18 protein-coding genes and 1 tRNA gene are annotated in these 17448 nt (G+C 66.3%); 10 read left to right on the top strand and 9 right to left on the bottom strand.

Features of this window, described 5'->3' with window-relative positions; all coding sequences use genetic code 11:
- Positions 1 to 21 precede the first annotated feature (21 nt).
- Genes JO391_RS13080 through JO391_RS13090 form a run of 3 tightly spaced genes read right to left on the bottom strand, consistent with a single transcriptional unit; the run spans position 22 to position 2546 of the window.
- A complete protein-coding gene (locus JO391_RS13080) occupies positions 22 to 510 on the bottom strand; it encodes a flavin reductase family protein (RefSeq protein WP_220660917.1) in 489 nt (162 codons plus the stop codon).
- Between the two features lie 7 nt (positions 511 to 517).
- Positions 518 to 1750 carry a styrene monooxygenase/indole monooxygenase family protein gene (locus JO391_RS13085; RefSeq protein ID WP_220660918.1) on the bottom strand — a complete coding sequence of 411 codons (1233 nt, stop codon included), beginning with the start codon at positions 1748 to 1750 and terminating at the stop codon, positions 518 to 520.
- 25 nt (positions 1751 to 1775) lie between these two features.
- Complete coding sequence (locus JO391_RS13090; protein WP_220660919.1) at positions 1776 to 2546, bottom strand: SDR family oxidoreductase; 771 nt, start codon at positions 2544 to 2546, stop codon at positions 1776 to 1778.
- 165 nt (positions 2547 to 2711) lie between these two features.
- Here JO391_RS13090 and JO391_RS13095 point away from each other — a divergent pair, with 165 nt between their 5' ends.
- Entirely contained in the window at positions 2712 to 3734 is a 1023-nt protein-coding gene (locus JO391_RS13095; protein WP_220660920.1) for an AraC family transcriptional regulator, read from the top strand.
- Here the strand turns inward: JO391_RS13095 and JO391_RS13100 are convergent.
- Entirely contained in the window at positions 3713 to 4822 is a 1110-nt protein-coding gene (locus JO391_RS13100; protein ID WP_220660921.1) for a 3-hydroxyacyl-CoA dehydrogenase, read from the bottom strand. The genes JO391_RS13095 and JO391_RS13100 overlap by 22 nt on opposite strands.
- A gap of 1 nt (position 4823) precedes the next feature.
- Entirely contained in the window at positions 4824 to 5579 is a 756-nt protein-coding gene (locus JO391_RS13105) for an enoyl-CoA hydratase-related protein (RefSeq protein ID WP_220660922.1), read from the bottom strand.
- 126 nt (positions 5580 to 5705) lie between these two features.
- Here JO391_RS13105 and JO391_RS13110 point away from each other — a divergent pair, with 126 nt between their 5' ends.
- Genes JO391_RS13110 through JO391_RS13150 form a run of 9 tightly spaced genes read left to right on the top strand, consistent with a single transcriptional unit; the run spans position 5706 to position 14070 of the window.
- Positions 5706 to 7991 carry a bifunctional salicylyl-CoA 5-hydroxylase/oxidoreductase gene (locus tag JO391_RS13110; protein WP_220660923.1) on the top strand — a complete coding sequence of 762 codons (2286 nt, stop codon included), beginning with the start codon at positions 5706 to 5708 and terminating at the stop codon, positions 7989 to 7991.
- A complete protein-coding gene (locus JO391_RS13115) occupies positions 7988 to 8719 on the top strand; it encodes an SDR family NAD(P)-dependent oxidoreductase (protein WP_220660924.1) in 732 nt (243 codons plus the stop codon). The genes JO391_RS13110 and JO391_RS13115 overlap by 4 nt, the downstream gene beginning before the upstream one ends.
- Entirely contained in the window at positions 8716 to 9150 is a 435-nt protein-coding gene (locus JO391_RS13120; protein WP_220660925.1) for a MarR family winged helix-turn-helix transcriptional regulator, read from the top strand. Before JO391_RS13115 ends, JO391_RS13120 begins: the two co-directional genes overlap by 4 nt.
- Positions 9147 to 9959, top strand: a complete 813-nt coding sequence (locus JO391_RS13125) for an enoyl-CoA hydratase family protein (protein ID WP_220660926.1) — start codon at positions 9147 to 9149, stop codon at positions 9957 to 9959. Before JO391_RS13120 ends, JO391_RS13125 begins: the two co-directional genes overlap by 4 nt.
- Positions 9960 to 10014: 55 nt before the next feature.
- On the top strand, positions 10015 to 11151 hold the full coding sequence (locus JO391_RS13130; RefSeq protein WP_220660927.1) for an acyl-CoA dehydrogenase family protein: 1137 nt from the start codon (positions 10015 to 10017) through the stop codon (positions 11149 to 11151).
- A gap of 22 nt (positions 11152 to 11173) precedes the next feature.
- Positions 11174 to 11626, top strand: coding sequence for a cupin domain-containing protein (locus tag JO391_RS13135; RefSeq protein WP_220660928.1), 453 nt, complete (start codon positions 11174 to 11176; stop codon positions 11624 to 11626).
- 10 nt (positions 11627 to 11636) lie between these two features.
- Positions 11637 to 12044, top strand: a complete 408-nt coding sequence (locus JO391_RS13140; protein ID WP_220660929.1) for an acyl-CoA thioesterase — start codon at positions 11637 to 11639, stop codon at positions 12042 to 12044.
- Complete coding sequence (locus JO391_RS13145) at positions 12041 to 12451, top strand: RidA family protein (protein ID WP_220660930.1); 411 nt, start codon at positions 12041 to 12043, stop codon at positions 12449 to 12451. The genes JO391_RS13140 and JO391_RS13145 overlap by 4 nt, the downstream gene beginning before the upstream one ends.
- Complete coding sequence (locus JO391_RS13150) at positions 12448 to 14070, top strand: AMP-binding protein (protein ID WP_220660931.1); 1623 nt, start codon at positions 12448 to 12450, stop codon at positions 14068 to 14070. Before JO391_RS13145 ends, JO391_RS13150 begins: the two co-directional genes overlap by 4 nt.
- A gap of 20 nt (positions 14071 to 14090) precedes the next feature.
- Here the strand turns inward: JO391_RS13150 and JO391_RS13155 are convergent.
- From JO391_RS13155 to ccrA, 4 genes are all read right to left on the bottom strand, one after another.
- Positions 14091 to 14164, bottom strand: a tRNA-Gly gene (locus JO391_RS13155).
- A 37-nt stretch (positions 14165 to 14201) separates the two neighbouring features.
- On the bottom strand, positions 14202 to 15740 hold the full coding sequence (locus JO391_RS13160; protein WP_220660932.1) for an ATP-dependent DNA helicase: 1539 nt from the start codon (positions 15738 to 15740) through the stop codon (positions 14202 to 14204).
- Positions 15741 to 15789: 49 nt separating this feature from the next.
- Complete coding sequence (locus JO391_RS13165) at positions 15790 to 15969, bottom strand: hypothetical protein (RefSeq protein ID WP_220660933.1); 180 nt, start codon at positions 15967 to 15969, stop codon at positions 15790 to 15792.
- Between the two features lie 108 nt (positions 15970 to 16077).
- The gene (gene ccrA, locus JO391_RS13170; RefSeq protein ID WP_220660934.1) at positions 16078 to 17370 is read right to left on the bottom strand and encodes a crotonyl-CoA carboxylase/reductase; all 1293 of its coding nucleotides are present in this window, start codon (positions 17368 to 17370) and stop codon (positions 16078 to 16080) included.
- Positions 17371 to 17448 lie beyond the last annotated feature (78 nt).

Here is a 17448-nt window from a genome sequence, read left to right on the forward strand (position 1 = left end):
GAGCTCGGACGCCTTCAAGGGTCACAGCGGCTGCAGCCGGTGGAACCGGGATCGCTCATAGATCAAGGCCGGCGCCTCCCCCACCGCCAGCTCGGTGATCTGCCCGATAAAAACGGTGTGGGACCCCGCGTCCGTCATCTCGGCCACCTCGCAGGAAAAGGTGGTCACCGCATCCTCCAGCACCGGCAGGCCCCGGCTGTCCTCGGTCCAGCGTCCCAGGGCGAACTTCTCCGCCCCCGTGACACCCCCCGCCCCGGCAAAACGCAGGGCAATCTCCTGCGCATCGCCGGCCAGAAGGCTCACGTTGAACCGCCCCGTCTCGCGCACCATGGCGCAGGTGCCGGTCTGCCGGTTGAGGCAAACCAGGATCGAGGGCGGCTCGGCCGTGACCGAACAGACCGCGGTGGCCGTGATGCCCCGCCGGTCCTCCCCGGCGGCGGCGGTGACGATCGTCACCGCCCCCGGAAACCGCGCCATCGCGGCGCGAAAGCTCTGCGCATCGACGGGCATCCCCATCTCAGGCCGCCCGGAGTTCAGTCAGATAGGCATTGGCCGCGCCCGGGTCGGCGAACCACGGGAAGAAATCGCGCGGATCGTCGAACCCGTTGGCCATCCGGTGCGCCAGCTTCGGGACGGCGCAGGCGGTCCCCATGATCTCCAGGATGAAGGGCGGCGGCGGCAGCAGCAGCATGTTGGTCCAGCGCACCACCCACTGGGCATAGTCCCAGTAGGCGTCGAACGTCCCCTGCATCCATTGCGCATCGAAGGGCCGGTCGCCGTGATCCAGGATCCGCTTCAGGTAGATCGCCGCCGCCTTCGCGGCGTTGTTCGACCCCTGGCCGGTGATCGGGTCGTTCAGGCAGACCGCATCGGCCAGACCCAGAACCTTGCGGCCCGAAGGCAGCGTGGCGACCGGATGGCGGATGGTCGGCGCGAAGCGGCCCGCAAGGATGCCGTTGGCATCGGTCAGCTGGCAGTCCTTCGACCGCTCGTATTCCCAGGGCAGGAAGGTCTTGAGGATGTTCAGCGAGGTCTCGAGATGCTGGTCAGCCGACGTCACCTCGCCCCAGCAATCCATCGGGCCGCCGGGAAGCCCCTCGAACACCATGATCTCGCAGGGGCCGGTGGTGGTCAGCGCCGGGAAGACGAAGTACTCGCCCACTCCGGGGATCAGGTTGAACTCCACCGCCGAATGGGGTTCGCGCGGGGTCATGCCGGTCACATAGGTCAGCGCCAGCGCACGCATAGGCTTGTCATAGGCGGATTTCTCGGCGTCGCGGGCAAACATCTTGCCCACCTCGCCCTTGCCCGAGGCGACGATGACCAGATCATCCTCGGCGGCATAGGCGTCGATCTCGGCGATACCGGCATCGGCGATCACCAGATCGCCACCCAGCCTGGAGAACTCGGCCATCCAGCGCGGCACCTTGACCCGCTGGTCCACCGAAAAGGCGTCGCGGTCCAGCTTGCCGGTCCAGTCGATGAGCTTCGTGCCCGAGCCGTCGGGGTTCGGCACGATGAAGTTGATGCCCTGCACCGGCGGGCAGGTATCGGACCAGAAGTCGATGCCAAGCGCGCGCTCATGTGCGACCGCGTTCGAGAACATGCACTGGCTGGACAGGACGCGGCCGCCGGCCACCTCTTCCGCCGTGCGGTTCTGCACCACGCGAACCTGGTGGCCGGCCTTCAGAAGCCCGATGCCCAGTTGCAGGCCGGACTGGCCGCCGCCGATGATGGTGATGGTCCTCATGCTGTTGTCTCCCTGTATCCTGTTGTCATTCCATCAGTTTCGGGATCGCCGGAACCGCCTGTTCCGGCCCCATCGCGCTGTAGCCGCCATCCACGCGGATATCGGTGCCGGTGATGAAGCTGGCCTCGTCCGAGCACAGGAACAGCACCGCTGCCGCCACTTCCTCGGGGCTGCCGGTGCGGCCCAGAAGGTGGAAGGGCGCGGCCACGGCATCGGTCTTGGCGCGGTTGCCGCCGGTCAATTGGTCCATGATGTTGGACCAGGTCCAGCCCGGCGAGACGGCGTTCACGCGGATGCCATCGGGCGCCAGGTCCATCGCCTGGTTGCGCGTCAACTGCAGGATCGCCGCCTTTGAGACCGGATAAAGCCAGCGCCCGGTCTGCGCCACGCGGCTGGAGATCGAGCCGAAGTTGACGATCGCGCCGCGGTTCCTGGCCAGTTCCTCGCGCGCGGCCTGCATCAGCACGACCGAGCCCACGATGTTCACATCCAGCGCATCCAGCCATTCGGCCCGCGTCGAGGCAGCGCCGTTGTCCAGGTAGGTGCAGGCGACGTTCACCAGAAAGTCGATGCGCCCGAACTTGTCCTTCGTCGCCGCGACCAATGCCGCGATCTGGGCATCGTCGCGCAGGTCGCAAGAGATGAAGGCCGCGCCTTCGGGAAGGGGCGCCTTGGGGTCGGCGATATCTGCCACCATGACCTTGACCCCGGCTTCGACAAAGCCCGACACGATGGCCTGACCGATCTTCGTCACGCCGCCGGGAACGATGGCCACCTTGCCCGCCAATCCGCGCATCACGCTCTCCCTGTTTCTTTGAATTTGAAACATCCTTCCCCGCGGGGAAGGTTCCCGCTATCCGGCGACCGCGCCGACTATCCGGAAAACGAAAAAATCGTGACTCAGGCCGATGGGATTCGGCCCTGTCGTGATAGTGTCATCGGGTCACGAGAGGATCGTCCGATGGCCCCTCGCCCTGCGCAGGTTCCGCTTGCCGCCCATGCCCTGTTCCGTTCCAACGACCTGGACGAGGCGCGCGAGCGCGTCGCGCAGGTGTTCTGCCCGCACCGGCTGGAAACCACGGGGTCCCGCACCCTGTTCAACGCTTGCCACCACCACCTGCGCGGCAACCGGCTTTCGCTGAACTACATCGAATATGGCGCCCGCACGCTGATTGCGCCGGGGGAACTGGACCAGTTCTACCTTGTGCAGATCCCGCTGGAGGGCGGGGCCGAGATACGCAACGGCAACGACAGTTACCTGTCCACCCCCGATCAGGCGGCGGTGCTGAACCCGCATCTGCCAACACGCATGGTCTGGGAGGAGGGCACGCGCCAGGTTCTGGTGCAGATCGACCGCCGCGCCATGCAGGATCATCTTGCGGCGGAACTGGGGGCGCCGTCCGACCGGCCGCTTACGTTCCTTGGTCCGCTGGACCTGACCTCAGGGCCGGGGGCGGCGTTGCGGCGGCTGGTGCTGTGGCTGGTGGCCGAGGCCGATGCCGGCGCGCCGCCCATCGGGCCGGGGCTGATGGCAAGGCAGATCGAAGGCACGGTGCTTTCGGGTCTTCTGGAAAGCGCGCGGCATGACCATGCCGGGCTGGTGGCGCGGGCCAAGTCGGCGCCACGGCCCCGGCACCTGCGCGCGGCGGAAAGCTATATAGAGGCGCATCTTGACCGTGCGCTGACCATTGAGGAAGTCGCAGCGGCGGCGGGCATCTCGTCGCGCGGGCTACAGCTTGCGTTCCGCGAGTACCGCGGGACGACCCCGCTTGCCTTCTGGCGCGATGCCCGTCTTGCCCGGGCGCATGACGACCTGCGCAAGGGAGCACAGGGCACCACCGTGACGGGAGTGGCGCTGAAGTGGGGCTTTTCCCATTTCGGCCGGTTTTCCGAAGCCTACCGCGAACGGTATGGCCTGACTCCACGCGACACCCTGCGCGCGGCAGGGGGCGGACGCGAGGATCAGGCAGGCGGCGTAAGGTAGCGGCCTTTCAGGGCCACGGGGGCTTCTGCCTCCAGCGCTGCAAGCCGCCGGTCGATGCGACCGGCACCGTGAAGGGCTTCGATTTCGAACGGGCCGCGCGGGAAGTTCAGCCCAAGTTTCAGAGCCGTATCGATGCCTTCACGGGTGGCTCCGCCTTCGGCCAGCAGCCAACGGGCCTCGTTCACCAGCGTGGATTCTATCCGTTCGACAATGGCTTCGGCATCGGCCGGGGCGAGGACGGGTTCGGACGGATGGACGAAGCCCCTGCCGGTCTTGCGGCCCAGATCGCCACTCGCAACCTGCGCCCTCAGCCGGTCGAAGACATGATACCGGGAATGCCCCCCCATGGCGCGAGACAGGCCCTCGGTAGCGGCAAGGTTGATGTCGGCGCCGATCAGGTCGATCAACGCGAATGGCCCAAGGCGATAACCCGCGGCGACCATGGCGGCGTCGATTTCGGCAGGGCTGCGGCCTTCCTCGACCAGTGCAAGGGCCTCGCCATAGAAGGGCCGGGCACAGCGGTTGACGATGAAGCCGGGCCGGTCGGGGGCGTCGATCACCACCTTGCCAGCGGCTTCGGCCAGACGCCGCGCGAAGGCAATCGCCTCGGGAGCAGTGGTGTGGTGAGGGACCAGTTCGACCAGTTTCATGATCGGGGCCGGGTTGAAAAAGTGCAAGCCCAAGACCCGTTCAGGCCGGTGAGCGCTGGCCGCAATGTCGGATACCGGCAAGGATGAGGTGTTGGTGGCGATCACCGCACTTCCCGAAACCGCCCGTTCCAGGACGGCGACCAGTGCGCGTTTGACCGCCAGATCCTCGACCACAGCCTCGATCACAAGGTCCGCGGGTCCCATATCCTGCGGCCCCTCGACCACGATCAGTCGCGATAGGATCGCGACCTGTTCGGCCTCGGTCATTGCGCCTTTGGCGATGCCGGGCGCCAGGGCAGCGGTCAACCGGTCGCGCGCCGAAGCTCGCGCCTGCGGCAGGGCATCTGTCACCAGAACGGTACAGCCGGACTGCGCGAAGACCTGGGCGATGCCAAGTCCCATGGTTCCAAGCCCGACGATACCGACGACATCGCCCATCTCATTCCCCCCGAAACTGTGGCCGGCGTTTTTCGTGGAAAGCGCGGATGCCTTCGGTCTTGTCGGCACTGTCCAGCAGGGCCTCGAAGGCCGCCCTCTCGCCCGGAAGGTCAAGCGCGGCTTCCGAACCGGCGACGAGGGACCGCTTGGCGGCCCGAAGCGCCAGCGGCGCGCGGGTGGCCAGGCGGGTGGCCAGGTCTTCGGCCATGGGAAGGGCCGGACCGTTGGCCAACCAGCCGGCTATGCCCCAGTCGAATGCGGTCGCCGCGTCGATGATTTCGCCGGTCAGAACCAGACGCGTGGCCCTGGCGCGCCCGACCAGTGCCATCAGCCTTTGACCGCCGCCCGCGCCAGGAATCAGGCCAAGCGAGGTTTCCGGCAGGCCAACTCGTGCCGTTGCGCCCAGGACCATGCAATCCGCCATCAGTGACAACTCGAACCCGCCACCAAGGGCGAAGCCGTCAACGGCCGCGATCAGCGGCTTTGAAAAGCCACGAATATTCAACCAGTGCAGTTTACGGGGGTCAAATGCGCCTTCAAGGCTGCTCTTGTGTTCGATTTCGCCAATGTCGGCACCGGCCGCAAAGTTCCCCTCGGCGCCCGTCAGCACCACGGCGCGACAATCGGGGTCGGCATCCAGCCGCGCCAGCTGTGCCGCGACGTCGCCAAGCAGCGCCGTGTTCAACGCATTGCGCACCAAAGGACGGTTCAGCGTGAGGAGGGTCCAGCCCTCGCGCGGGGTGATGATCAGGTCCATGTAGAGCATCATGGCCGAGGCAGGAAGAATTTCAAGTTAGAAATTTCAAGCTTGAAATACCAGATCGGTGATGTCAGCCTCCGACTCGGAAAACGCGAACCACGATCCACCCAAGGGATGCGGGTCATGAAAATTCTCTGCCTCGGCGGCGGCCCTGCGGGCCTTTACTTTGCCATCTCGATGAAGTTGCGAGACCCCGCGCATCAGGTGACGGTGCTGGAACGCAACCGCGCCAACGATACGTTCGGCTGGGGCGTCGTGCTGTCGGATGACGCTTTGAGCCGGATGCAGAAGAACGATCCGGTGTCGACCAAGGCGATCCGGGATCACTTCGCGTATTGGGACGACATCGCGGTTGTCCACGACGGCCATCGCACTGTGTCGGGCGGTCATGGCTTTGCCGGGATCGGCCGCAAGCAGATGCTGATCCTGCTGCAACAGCGCGCCCGAGACCTGGGCGTGGAGATGCTCTTCGAGACCGAGTTCCGCACGGCCGAGGAGTACCGGCAGGAGTATGACCTGGTTGTTGGGTGCGATGGCATCAACTCGGTGGTGCGCCGCGAATATGCCGAAGTGTTCCAGCCCGATATCGACACACGGAAGTGCAAGTTTGTCTGGCTGGGCACCCACCAGAAGTTCGACGACGCCTTCACCTTCATCTTCGAGAAGACGGAGCACGGCTGGGTCTGGGCGCATGTCTACCAGTTCGATGCCGACACCGCGACCTTCATCGTGGAATGCCTGCCCGAGACCTGGGACCGCTGGGGCTTTGAGCACATGTCCAAGGAAGAGACGGTCGAAACCTGCCGGAGGATCTTTGAACGCCACCTGGGCGGGCATGAGTTGATGTCAAACGCCGCCCACCTGCGCGGCTCTGCGGTGTGGATGCAGTTCCCGCGCGTGATCTGCGGGACGTGGTACCACAAGAACGTGGTGCTGATGGGCGATGCCGCGGCGACGGGGCATTTTTCGATCGGTTCAGGCTCGCGGCTGGCGTTCGACAGCGCCATCGCGCTGGCGGAATACCTGCACAGCGAACCGACGATGGAAGCGGCCTTCCAGCGCTATCAGGACGAGCGGCGTGTCGAGGTGCTGCGTCTGCAATCGGCGGCGCGCAACTCGCTGGAGTGGTTCGAGGAGGTGGAACGCTACCTCGACATGCCGCCCATGCAGTTTGCCTATTCCCTGCTGACGCGCAGCCAGCGGATCAGCCACGAGAACCTTCGCCTGCGCGATCCGGCCTGGCTGCGCGAGGCCGAGGACTGGTTTCAGGAACAGGCGGGAGGAAAGCCGGGCCGCCAGCCCATGTTCGCCCCCTTCCGTCTGCGCGGCATGGAGTTGAAGAACCGCGTCGTCGTCTCGCCCATGGCGCAGTACAAGGCGGTGAACGGCTGCCCGACCGACTGGCACCTGATCCATTATGCCGAACGCGCCAAGGGCGGCGCGGGGCTGGTCTATACCGAGATGACCTGCGTCTCGCCCGAGGGCCGCATCACCGACGGCTGCCCCGGCCTTTACGCGCCCGAGCATGAGACGGCGTGGAAGCGGCTGGTGGATTTCGTCCATGCCGAAACCACCGCGAAAATCTGCTGCCAGATCGGCCATGCCGGGCGGAAGGCGAGCGTCCAGGTGCCCTGGGCCGATGACGAGATGCCGCTGGTGACGGGCGGGTGGCAGACCATCGCGCCCTCGGCAATCGCCTGGTCGAACAAGCACCCCGCCCCGCGCGAGATGACAGAAACCGAAATGGAGCGTGTGACGGCGGAATTCGCGGCGGCAACCGAGATGGCAAGTCGTGCAGGCTTTGACATGGTCGAACTGCATGCGGCGCATGGTTACCTGATCTCGTCCTTCATCTCGCCGATGTCGAACCGGCGGACGGATGCCTATGGCGGGTCGCTGGAGAACCGGATGCGCTTCCCGCTGCGTGTGCTGGCGGCGATGCGCGCGGCCTGGGGCGAGGATAGGCCCCTGTCGGTGCGGATCAGCGCGAATGACTGGGTGGGCGAACGCGGCGTGACCCCGGAAGATGCGGTAGAGATCGCACGGATGTTCGCTGCCGCTGGCGCCGACATCATCGACGTGTCCGCCGGCCAGACATCGACCGAAGCGAGGCCCATATACGGGCGGATGTTCCAGACCCCGTTCAGCGACCGTATCCGCAACGAGGCGGGATTGGCGACGATGGCTGTGGGCAACATCACCGAGGCGGATCAGGTGAATTCGATCCTGTTGGCGGGTCGTGCCGACCTTGTCTGCCTTGCGCGGCCGCACCTGGCCGATCCTTACTGGACGCTGCACGCGGCCATCGCCGCCGGTGATTCCGGCACGGACTGGCCCCTGCCCTATCTGGCCGGTCGCAACCAGGCGCAAAGGCTGCGGGAGAAAAGCCAGGAGACGATCCGGGTATGACGGCGGCACCGAGGCGGGTTCTGGTGACAGGCGGCGGCTCCGGCATCGGCCGGGGCATCGCCCATGCCTTTGCCGATGCGGGCGACCGCGTGACGATCACGGGCCGCACCCCTGCGGCGCTGGCTGAAACTGCAACGGGTCGCGACATTGAGACCCGTGTCGCCGATGTGACCGATGAGGCGCAGGTGGCCGCCCTGTTCGGCGAGCCCTTCGACGTGGTGGTGGCCAATGCCGGGGGTGGCGTGGCGGGCCGGCTGAAAAACCTGTCGCTGGCGGCCTGGAACGAGACGCTGGCCGTCAACCTGACCGGCACGTTCCTGACATTCCGCGAGGCGCTGCGCGGCATGGGGGCGGGCGGCCGGCTGATTGCCATCGCCTCGACCGCCAGCTTGAAGGGCGGCGCGACAATCCCGGCCTATGCCGCAGCCAAGCACGGCGTGTTGGGGCTGGTGCGGTCGGTTGCCTTGGACGCAGGCCCCAGGGGCATCACCTGCAACGCCGTCTGCCCCGGTTTCGTGGATACGCCCCTGGGCCAGGCTGCCGTGGATGCCGTGCAGGCGCGACGCGGCGTCCCGCGTGACGCGGCGGTGGCCGAAGTCGTGTCGGACAACCCGCTGAAGCGGATGATCGACGTGGCCGAAGTCGCGGCGGCGGTGCTGTTCCTGGCGTCGCCCGGCGCCTCGATGGTGAATGGCCATGCGCTTTCGGTTTCCGGGGGCGAGATATGAGCGCCCTGTCCAAGCGCCGACTGAAGATGTGGATCCGCCTTCTGGGTGTGACCCGGTCGGCAGAGGGCGAACTGCGCGAGTTCCTGCGGGTGAAGCACGGGACTACCCTGCCCCGCTTCGACGTGATGGCCGCGCTGTACCGCCGTCGCGACGGCGTGACGATGAGCGATCTGAGCCGGATGCTGCTTGTCTCGAACGGCAACGCGACGACGGTGGTGGACCGGCTGGAAGCGGACGGGCTGGTGCGCCGGTCTCCCTCGGACGTGGATCGCCGCACGGTCTATGTCGCCTTGACGCCAGAGGGATTGAGCGCGTTCGAGGGGCTGGCCGCCGATCACGAGGCCGAGGTCGACCGGCTGTTCGAGGGCCTGGACGAGGCCGATCTGGACAGGCTGACCGATATCCTGAAACGCCTGGGGGGTGGGCAATGACCGAGATGGCCGGGCTGACGCCCAAGCATTTCCTGTGGGAAGTCAGGGACCGGATCGCCGTGGTGCGGCTGAACCGTCCCAAACGGAAGAACCCGCTGACCTTCGACAGCTATGCCGAATTGCGCGACACCTTTCGCGCGCTGCCCTATGCCTCGGATGTGGATGTGGTGGTCTTCGCCTCGAACGGCGGCAATTTCTGTTCGGGCGGCGATGTGCATGACATCATCGGCCCGCTGATCGGCCTGCCGATGAAAGACCTGCTGGCCTTCACCCGCATGACCGGCGATCTGGTGAAGGCGATGATCGGCTGCGGCAAGCCCGTCATCGCGGCCGTGGACGGGGTGGCTGTAGGGGCCGGGGCGATCATCGCCATGGCCTCTGACCTGCGGCTGGCGACGCCGGGGGCGAAATGCGCCTTTCTGTTCACGCGAGTGGGCCTGGCCGGTTGTGACATGGGGGCCTGTGCCATGCTGCCCCGGATCATCGGACAGGGCCGGGCGGCGGAGCTTTTGTACACCGGGCGCGTGATGCGGGCCGAGGAAGGCGAGAGGTGGGGTTTCTGGAACGCGCTTCACACGCCGGAAGCGCTGGAGGCCGAGGCACTGGCGCTGGCGCGGCGGCTGGCCGAGGGCCCGACCTTTGCGCATGGCATCACCAAGACCCAGTTGAACCAGGAATGGAACATGGGTCTGGACCAGGCGATCGAGGCCGAGGCGCAGGCCCAGGCCATCTGCATGCAGACCCGGGATTTCGAGCGGGCTTACCGCGCCTTCGTGGCGAAGGAGACGCCGGTGTTTCAGGGCGACTGACATCGGGGGGCTTCGCCCGCGGACACCAAGAGTATCGTTTCGGACAGAACATGACATGGCGGATCAAAGCTATCTGAACTGGCCCTTCCTGGACGACCGGCACCGGGACCTGTCGATGGCGCTGGAAGATTGGTGCGCCTCCCACCTGCCGGTGGATCACCACGACGTCGATGCCGCGTGCCGGGGGCTGGTGGCGGCGCTTGGCGCGGGGGGGTGGCTGCGCCACTCCGGGGCGGCCGAGGGCGAGCGGCTGGATGTCCGCACTCTGTGCCTGATCCGCGAGACGCTGGCGCGGCACGATGCCTTGGCCGATTTCGCCTTTGCGATGCAGGGGCTGGGGATGGGGGCGGTTTCGCTGTTCGGCTCGGACCAGCAACGGCGCTGGCTGGAACGGACGCGGCGCGGGGATGCAATCGCGGCCTTCGCGCTGACCGAACCGGGCTCGGGTTCGGATGTCGCGGCGACCGCGACCACGGCCGTCCGGGTGCCAGAGGGCTGGCGGCTGGATGGCGAGAAGACCTGGATTTCCAACGGCGGTATCGCCGATGTCTACGTGATCTTCGCCCGCACCGGCGAGGCGCCCGGCGCGAAGGGCCTGTCGGCCTTCTTGATGCCGGCCGATGTGGCGGGGCTGAGCGTTGCCGAGCGGCTGGAAACCATCGCGCCGCATCCTCTGGCGCGGCTGAAGCTGGACAACGTGGTGCTGCCCGACGATGCGCTGATCGGAAAGCCGGGCGAGGGGTTCAAGCTGGCGATGTCGGTGCTGGACGTGTTCCGGTCCACCGTTGGCGCGGCGGCCCTGGGAATGGCGCGGCGGGCGATGGACGAGACGGTGGCGCGCGTGAAGGCGCGGCGCATCCAGGGCCAGCCGCTGGCCGAGTTGCAGATGGTGCAGGGGCACATCGCCGACATGGCGCTGGAGATCGACGCGGCCGCGGCGCTGGTCTACCGCGCTGCCTGGGTCAAGGACATGGGTGCAGCACGGGTCACGCGCGAGGCGGCGATGGCAAAGCTTTATGCCACCGAGGCGGCGCAGCGGGTCATCGACTTGGCTGTGCAACTGCATGGCGGCGATGGCGTTCGGTCTGGTTCGGTGGTCGAGGCGCTGTACCGCGATATCCGGGCACTGCGCATCTATGAAGGCGCCAGCGACGTACAGCGGGTGGTGATCGCCCGCAGCGTCCTGGGATGACGGTTCAACAGGGAGAAGACGAATGGCAGACAAACTGGACGGCGGCATCACCCGCGATGGCACCGCCTATCATGGGCGGCAGTTGAACATCCTTGGGCAGCGGTACTTCCCCAAGGCCAGCTGCGCCGCGACCTTCGCCTTCGAGACCAACAGCGAGGCGGGCCAGTTTGTGCCCGTCCATGTGCACCCGACCCAGGACGAGTTCATCCTGGTGCAGGAAGGCCAACTGGAGCTGAAACTGGACGGCGTCTGGCACACGGCCAGGGCGGGTGACCTGGTGCGGATGCCGCGCGGGGTGCCGCATGGCTATTTCAACAAGTCCGACAAGCCGGCGCGCGCGCTCTTCTGGGTATCTCCCGCCGGCAAGCTGGAGGCCCTGTTCGAGGTGCTTCACGAGATGTCGGACATCCCGGCGATCATCGCCGCATCGGCCGAGCACGAGGTGGATTTCCTGCCGCCCGAAGCCAACGACTGAGGAAAGCGCCTTGGCCTACCGCCGCCAGATCCGCATCGAGTTCAACCATTGCGACCCCGCGGGGATCGTCTTCTATCCCCGCTATTTCGAGATGACGAACTCGGTCACCGAGAACTTCTTCCGCGAGGCGGTGGGCTATTCCTACGCCCGGATGATGGACGAAGGCATCGGCGTGCCCACGGCGCGGGTCGAGACGGATTTCCTCGTCCCCTCGCGCCTGGGCGAAGAGCTCGATTGGGAACTGGTGGTGGAACGGCTGGGGCGAACCTCGGTCACCTTCCGGCAGGTGGCGCAATGCGGCGGCGAAACCCGGGTCCGGGCGCGGCTGACGCTTGTGTGGCTGTCGCCCGACCTGCGCCCCGCGCCCTGGCCCGATGACGTGAAGGCGCGGCTTTCCGCGCATCTGGAGGCAACATGAGCACCCACGAGATCCTGCATCCGTCACACTGGAGGCCGGCCATCGGCTATTCCAACGGCGTGGCGGCCAAAGGCCGGATGGTCTTTACCGGCGGCATCATCGGCTGGAACGCGGATCAGGTCTTCGAGACCGACGATTTCGCGGGTCAGGTGGCGCAGGCGCTGCGGTCGATCGTCGAGGTGCTGGCCTGCGCCGGCGCACGGCCCGAACATCTGGTGCGACTGACCTGGTATGTGACGGACAAGCGGGAATATCTTGGGAGCCTCAAGGAGATCGGCCGCGCCTATCGCGAGACCATCGGGAAGCATTATCCCGCGATGGCGCTGGTGCAGGTGGTGGCACTGGTGGAGGACCGAGCCAAGGTGGAAATCGAAGCGACGGCCGTGGTGCCGGAGGAGGTCGCATGACGCTTGGACCGACGGGCCATGTTGACAGCTTCTCCCGTGACCGCCTGCCCCCGGCCGAGGACTGGCCAGAGATCCGGCTGGACGGCTTCGATTATCCCGAATGGTTGAATGCCGGGGTCGAGTTGACCGACCGCATGGTGGAAAGGGGCTTTGGCGACCACATCGCCCTGATCGGCAATGGGCGTAGCCGCACCTACAAGGAACTGGCCGACTGGTCGAACCGCATCGCCCATGCGCTGGTTTCGGACTACGGGGTGCGGCCGGGCAACCGGGTGCTGATCCGGTCGGCCAACAACCCGGCGATGGTGGCCTGCTGGCTGGCAGCCACCAAGGCAGGTGCTGTGGTGGTGAACACCATGCCCATGCTGCGGGCCGGGGAACTGGCGAAGATCGTGGACAAGGCCGAGATTTCGGTCGCCCTTTGCGACACGCGCCTGATGGAAGAGATGGTCGCCTGCCAGAAGGACAGCCGGTTCCTGATGACGGTTGTGGGCTTTGACGGCACGGCGAACCATGACGCAGAGCTTGACCGGGTGGCCCTGCGCAAGCCCGTCAAGTTCCAGGGGGTACGGACCGGGCGCGACGACGTGGCGCTTCTGGGCTTCACCTCGGGCACCACGGGCGAGCCCAAGGCCACGATGCACTTCCATCGTGACATCCTGATCATCGCGGACGGCTATGCAAGGGAAGTTCTGAACGTCACGCCCGAGGATGTGTTTGTCGGCTCCCCGCCGCTGGCCTTCACTTTCGGCCTCGGCGGTCTGGCGGTGTTTCCGCTGCGCTTTGGCGCGGCGGCGGCACTGCTGGAACAGGCCAGCCCGCCGAACATGATCCAGATCATCCAGGAGCATAAGGCGACGATCTGCTTCACCGCGCCAACAGCCTATCGCGTGATGCTGAAAGCGATGGACGAGGGCGCGGACCTGTCCTCGCTGCGCGCCGCGGTCAGCGCGGGCGAGACCCTGCCGGCCCCGGTCTATGACGAATGGAGGACCAAGACCGGCAAGCCAATGCTGGACGGCATCGGCGCGACCGAGATGTTGCACATCTTCATCACCAACCGTTTCGACGACCACCGCCCCGGCTGCACAGGGCGTCCGGTGACGGGCTACGAGGCGCGGATCGTCGACGATCAGATGAACGAGAAGCCACGCGGCGAGGTTGGGCGGCTGGCGGTGCGGGGGCCGACCGGTTGCCGCTATCTGTCAGACCACCGCCAAAGGGCCTATGTGAAGGCGGGCTGGAACCTGACGGGCGACAGCTTCTGGCAGGACGAGGACGGCCGCTTCCACTTTGCCGCACGGTCCGACGACATGATCATCTCGGCCGGCTACAATATCGCGGGGCCCGAGGTCGAGGCGGCGCTTTTGGCCCATCCCGCGGTGCTGGAATGCGGTGTGATCGGCGTGCCCGACGAAGAGCGGGGCCAGGTGGTCGAGGCCCATGTCGTGCTGGCGCCGGGCCATGTGGGCGATGCACTGATGGTCAAGCTGCTGCAGGACCACGTGAAGGCGACCATCGCCCCCTACAAGTACCCCCGGCGCGTGGTCTTTGCCGATAGCCTGCCCAAGACCCAGACCGGCAAACTGCAACGGTTCCGCCTGAAGGCGGGGAGTTGATGGCTGGATCACGGTAAGGTTGGAGCGGGTAGCGGGAATCGAACCCGCCCCATCAGCTTGGAAGGCTGAGGCGCTACCACTACACCATACCCGCCGCTCTGTGGGGGGCATAGCCCGGCCACGCATCAAGATCAAGCCACCGGTTCGGCATCATGCGCAGCAAGCTTCAATGCCGGCACCGGGCGCGGCAGGTCGGCGACGCCCAGTTCCGCGTGGGGGCGGGCCAGGCGGTTGCGCGTGACCCAGATGAGCCGCTTTTCGGCCCGGGTGATCGCCACATAGGCCAGCCGCTTCCAAAGCGGCAACCCCGCCTCGTTCCGCCCCGAGGCGGCGGCGGCCCACAGATCGGGGGCAAAGACCTGCACGGTTTCCCATTGCGAGCCCTGCGCCTTGTGGATCGTGACCGCCGCGCCATGAAGGAAGGCCGCGCCCATGGTGGCGGCATGGGGGATGAAGGGCTCTTCCTCGTCGGGCTTCTCGATCTTGACGATCGAAGCGGCGCTAACCTGCGGATCCTCGGCGCCCACCACATGCAGCTTGGCAAATCCGGGCCTCGTCCCCTCGCCCAGGTAGATCACCTGCGCGCCCTTGATCAGGCCCCGCGCTTCCAGGTCGATGCGCTTCTTGCGGTGCTTGAGCGGCAGCTCGATCCCGTCGCAGATCAGCGGTTCGCCCGGCAGAAGCTGGTCGTCGGGTGCCCCGTAAGCCGTTCGGAAGGCGGTGATCAGCCGGATGCGGGTTGCATTGCGCCAGACCAGCACCGGCGAGCGCGCCATCAGATCGGCATCCACCCGCTCTGACACCACGACGCGGTCATCGCTGCGGGCGGCGCGCTCCACCATCCGCTCGAACTCCTCGAAGCCGAGGCTGTCATCCGACAGCGCATGGGCGAGGTCCAGGATCGGGCTGTCGCCCTCTTGCCGGTGAATGCGGGTCAGGCGCAGCTTGCGGCCCTCTGACAGCTTGTCGAAGGCCATCTCGCCCGACTGACCCACCGGGGCGAGCTGCGCCGGATCACCAAACAGCACGAGCGTCGGGAAGATCTCGCGCAGATCCTCGAACTGGCGGTCATCCAGCATCGAGCTTTCGTCCACAAAGCCCACGTCCAGCGGGTCTTCGCGCCGTTTCCAGCCCTTGATGAAGTCCGATCCACGCAAGCCAGCGGCCGCAAGAGCGCCCGGAATCGAGGCGACCTGTTGAAAAAATGCAAGGGCGCGGTCCAGTGCCAGGTCGGTCAGCCCCTCGACAACCGGCCGCGTCCCCTGCCCCGCCAGCCATTCGGCGATGCGTTCGTATTCCGGGTCATAGACGGGCGTGTACAGGATGCGGTGGATGGTGGTGGCCGGCACGCCCCGCAGGCGCAGGACCGACGCCGCCTTGTTGGTGGGCGCCAGCACCGCCAGCGTCCGGCGGTCCTTGCGGCGGCGCCCTTCGTAGTCTCCTGAAACGATGTCCACCCCGGCCGCCGCCAAGGCCTTGGTCAGGCTGGCCAGCAACAGGGTCTTGCCCGAGCCCGCCTTGCCCAGGACGGCCAGAACATTGGCCTTGCCCTCGGCTGGCGGGGTCAGGCTGCCATCGGCAAGGTCGATGCCAACGCCGGACAGCACCTCCGCCACCCGGTCGAAGGCTTCGGCCTGATCTTCGGAGAAGGTCGGAAGCGCGATCTGCATGGGCGGACCATAGACGCCCCGCTCGCCGGTGGCCAGTGGCCCGGGCGGATCAGTGCAGGTGCCCCTGATGCCCCTGATCCGAGCCGTCGTCGTCGTCGTCCTGGGCGGCAATCTCGTCCGCCGCGACCTGAAGCGCCTCTTCTGCCTTGCGCGCAAGCTGCGGCAGACCGTTTCGCTCGGCATAGGACACCAGGTCCTTCAATACGTCGAAGATCCAATCGTGACTCATGCCAACCGCCAGGAACAGGTTGTTAACCCTAACCCGGCAGGTGGCACGGCGGTAGCCCGCCGCACCGCAACAGAATGTGGCTCGTTCCGTGACAGTCCCGGGCGGGGATCAGCGGTTCCGGCTGGCTTCCAGCGTGTCTTCGAAGGTCCGCAGGCCGGTGCGCGGCGCCTGGACCAGCACCGCCATGTTGCCCGGCTTGTGCTGGTTCTTCCACATCAGCGTATGCGCCTTGGGGATGTCGGCCCAGGGGAAGACCTCGGACATGCAGGGGTCCAGCCGGCGCTCGCACATCAGCTTGTTGGCCGCGGCGGCCTGCTTCAGATGGGCGAAGTGGCTGCCCTGAAGGCGCTTCTGGTGCATCCACATGTATCGCACGTCGAAGGTGCAATTGAACCCGGAGGTGCCCGCACAGATCACCACCATGCCGCCCTTCTTGCAGACCAGAGACGAGACCGGGAAAGTCGCCTCGCCCGGATGCTCGAACACCATGTCGACGTTCACGCCCTTGCCGGTGATGTCCCAGATCGCCTTTCCGAACCGGCGGGCTTCCTTCAGCCAGGTGTTGTATTCCTCGCTGTTCACCTTGGGCATCTGGCCCCAGCATTTGAACTCGTTGCGGTTGATCACGCCCTTCGCGCCTAGGCTCATGACGAAATCGCGCTTCGATTCATCCGAGATCACGCCGATCGCATTGGCGCCTGCCGTGTTCACCAGCTGGATCGCATAGGACCCAAGCCCGCCCGAGGCGCCCCAGACCAACACGTTCTGGCCGGGCTTCAGGTCATGCGGGGCATGGCCGAACAGCATGCGGTAGGCGGTGGCCAGCGTCAGCGTATAGCAGGCCGATTCCTCCCAGGTCAGGTGCCGCGGCCGCGGCATCAGCTGCTGCGCCTGCACACGGGTGAACTGGCTGAACGAGCCATCAGGCGTCTCATAGCCCCAGATGCGCTGCGTGGGGCTGAACATCGGGTCGCCGCCATTGCATTCCTCGTCGTCGCCGTCGTCCTGGTTGCAATGGATGACGACCTCGTCGCCCACCTTCCAGCGCTTCACCTTGTCACCCACGGCCCAGACGATGCCCGAAGCATCGGAGCCGGCGATGTGGAACGGCTGCTTGTGGCCATCAAAGGGCGAGATCGGAACGCCAAGACCGGCCCAGACGCCGTTGTAGTTGACCCCGGCCGCCATCACCAGAACCAGCACCTCGTGGCTGTCCAGCTTCCAGGTGTCCACCACCTCCAGCTGCATCGCCTCTTCGGGGGCGCCATGGCGCTCGCGCCGGATAGCCCAGGCATACATCTGCTTTGGCACATGCCCGAGCGGTGGCATCTCGCCAAGCTCGTACAGGTCCTTCCTGGGGGCGTCATAGGCAACAATGCTGTTCTGCGCGTCGAGAGCCACGGGCTTCCCTCCTGTTCAAGATCATGCCGCGCCGCAGAATCAGGCGCCGGATGGCCCTTGGATAAAGATGGCTGCGCA

It is taken from the genome of Neotabrizicola shimadae (assembly GCF_019623905.1).
In the GTDB taxonomy this organism is placed as follows: domain Bacteria; phylum Pseudomonadota; class Alphaproteobacteria; order Rhodobacterales; family Rhodobacteraceae; genus Neotabrizicola; species Neotabrizicola shimadae.

What these genes read in the sequence shown, in the direction of transcription:
- JO391_RS13080 (WP_220660917.1), bottom strand. Translation starts at nt 510, where the DNA reads ATGCCCGTCGATGCGCAGAGCTTTCGCGCCGCGATGGCGCGGTTTCCG.
- JO391_RS13085 (WP_220660918.1), bottom strand. Translation starts at nt 1,750, where the DNA reads ATGAGGACCATCACCATCATCGGCGGCGGCCAGTCCGGCCTGCAACTG.
- JO391_RS13090 (WP_220660919.1), bottom strand. Translation starts at nt 2,546, where the DNA reads ATGCGCGGATTGGCGGGCAAGGTGGCCATCGTTCCCGGCGGCGTGACG.
- JO391_RS13095 (WP_220660920.1), top strand. Translation starts at nt 2,712, where the DNA reads ATGGCCCCTCGCCCTGCGCAGGTTCCGCTTGCCGCCCATGCCCTGTTC.
- JO391_RS13100 (WP_220660921.1), bottom strand. Translation starts at nt 4,822, where the DNA reads ATGGGCGATGTCGTCGGTATCGTCGGGCTTGGAACCATGGGACTTGGC.
- JO391_RS13105 (WP_220660922.1), bottom strand. Translation starts at nt 5,579, where the DNA reads ATGGACCTGATCATCACCCCGCGCGAGGGCTGGACCCTCCTCACGCTG.
- JO391_RS13110 (WP_220660923.1), top strand. Translation starts at nt 5,706, where the DNA reads ATGAAAATTCTCTGCCTCGGCGGCGGCCCTGCGGGCCTTTACTTTGCC.
- JO391_RS13115 (WP_220660924.1), top strand. Translation starts at nt 7,988, where the DNA reads ATGACGGCGGCACCGAGGCGGGTTCTGGTGACAGGCGGCGGCTCCGGC.
- JO391_RS13120 (WP_220660925.1), top strand. Translation starts at nt 8,716, where the DNA reads ATGAGCGCCCTGTCCAAGCGCCGACTGAAGATGTGGATCCGCCTTCTG.
- JO391_RS13125 (WP_220660926.1), top strand. Translation starts at nt 9,147, where the DNA reads ATGACCGAGATGGCCGGGCTGACGCCCAAGCATTTCCTGTGGGAAGTC.
- JO391_RS13130 (WP_220660927.1), top strand. Translation starts at nt 10,015, where the DNA reads ATGGCGGATCAAAGCTATCTGAACTGGCCCTTCCTGGACGACCGGCAC.
- JO391_RS13135 (WP_220660928.1), top strand. Translation starts at nt 11,174, where the DNA reads ATGGCAGACAAACTGGACGGCGGCATCACCCGCGATGGCACCGCCTAT.
- JO391_RS13145 (WP_220660930.1), top strand. Translation starts at nt 12,041, where the DNA reads ATGAGCACCCACGAGATCCTGCATCCGTCACACTGGAGGCCGGCCATC.
- JO391_RS13150 (WP_220660931.1), top strand. Translation starts at nt 12,448, where the DNA reads ATGACGCTTGGACCGACGGGCCATGTTGACAGCTTCTCCCGTGACCGC.
- JO391_RS13160 (WP_220660932.1), bottom strand. Translation starts at nt 15,740, where the DNA reads ATGCAGATCGCGCTTCCGACCTTCTCCGAAGATCAGGCCGAAGCCTTC.
- JO391_RS13165 (WP_220660933.1), bottom strand. Translation starts at nt 15,969, where the DNA reads ATGAGTCACGATTGGATCTTCGACGTATTGAAGGACCTGGTGTCCTAT.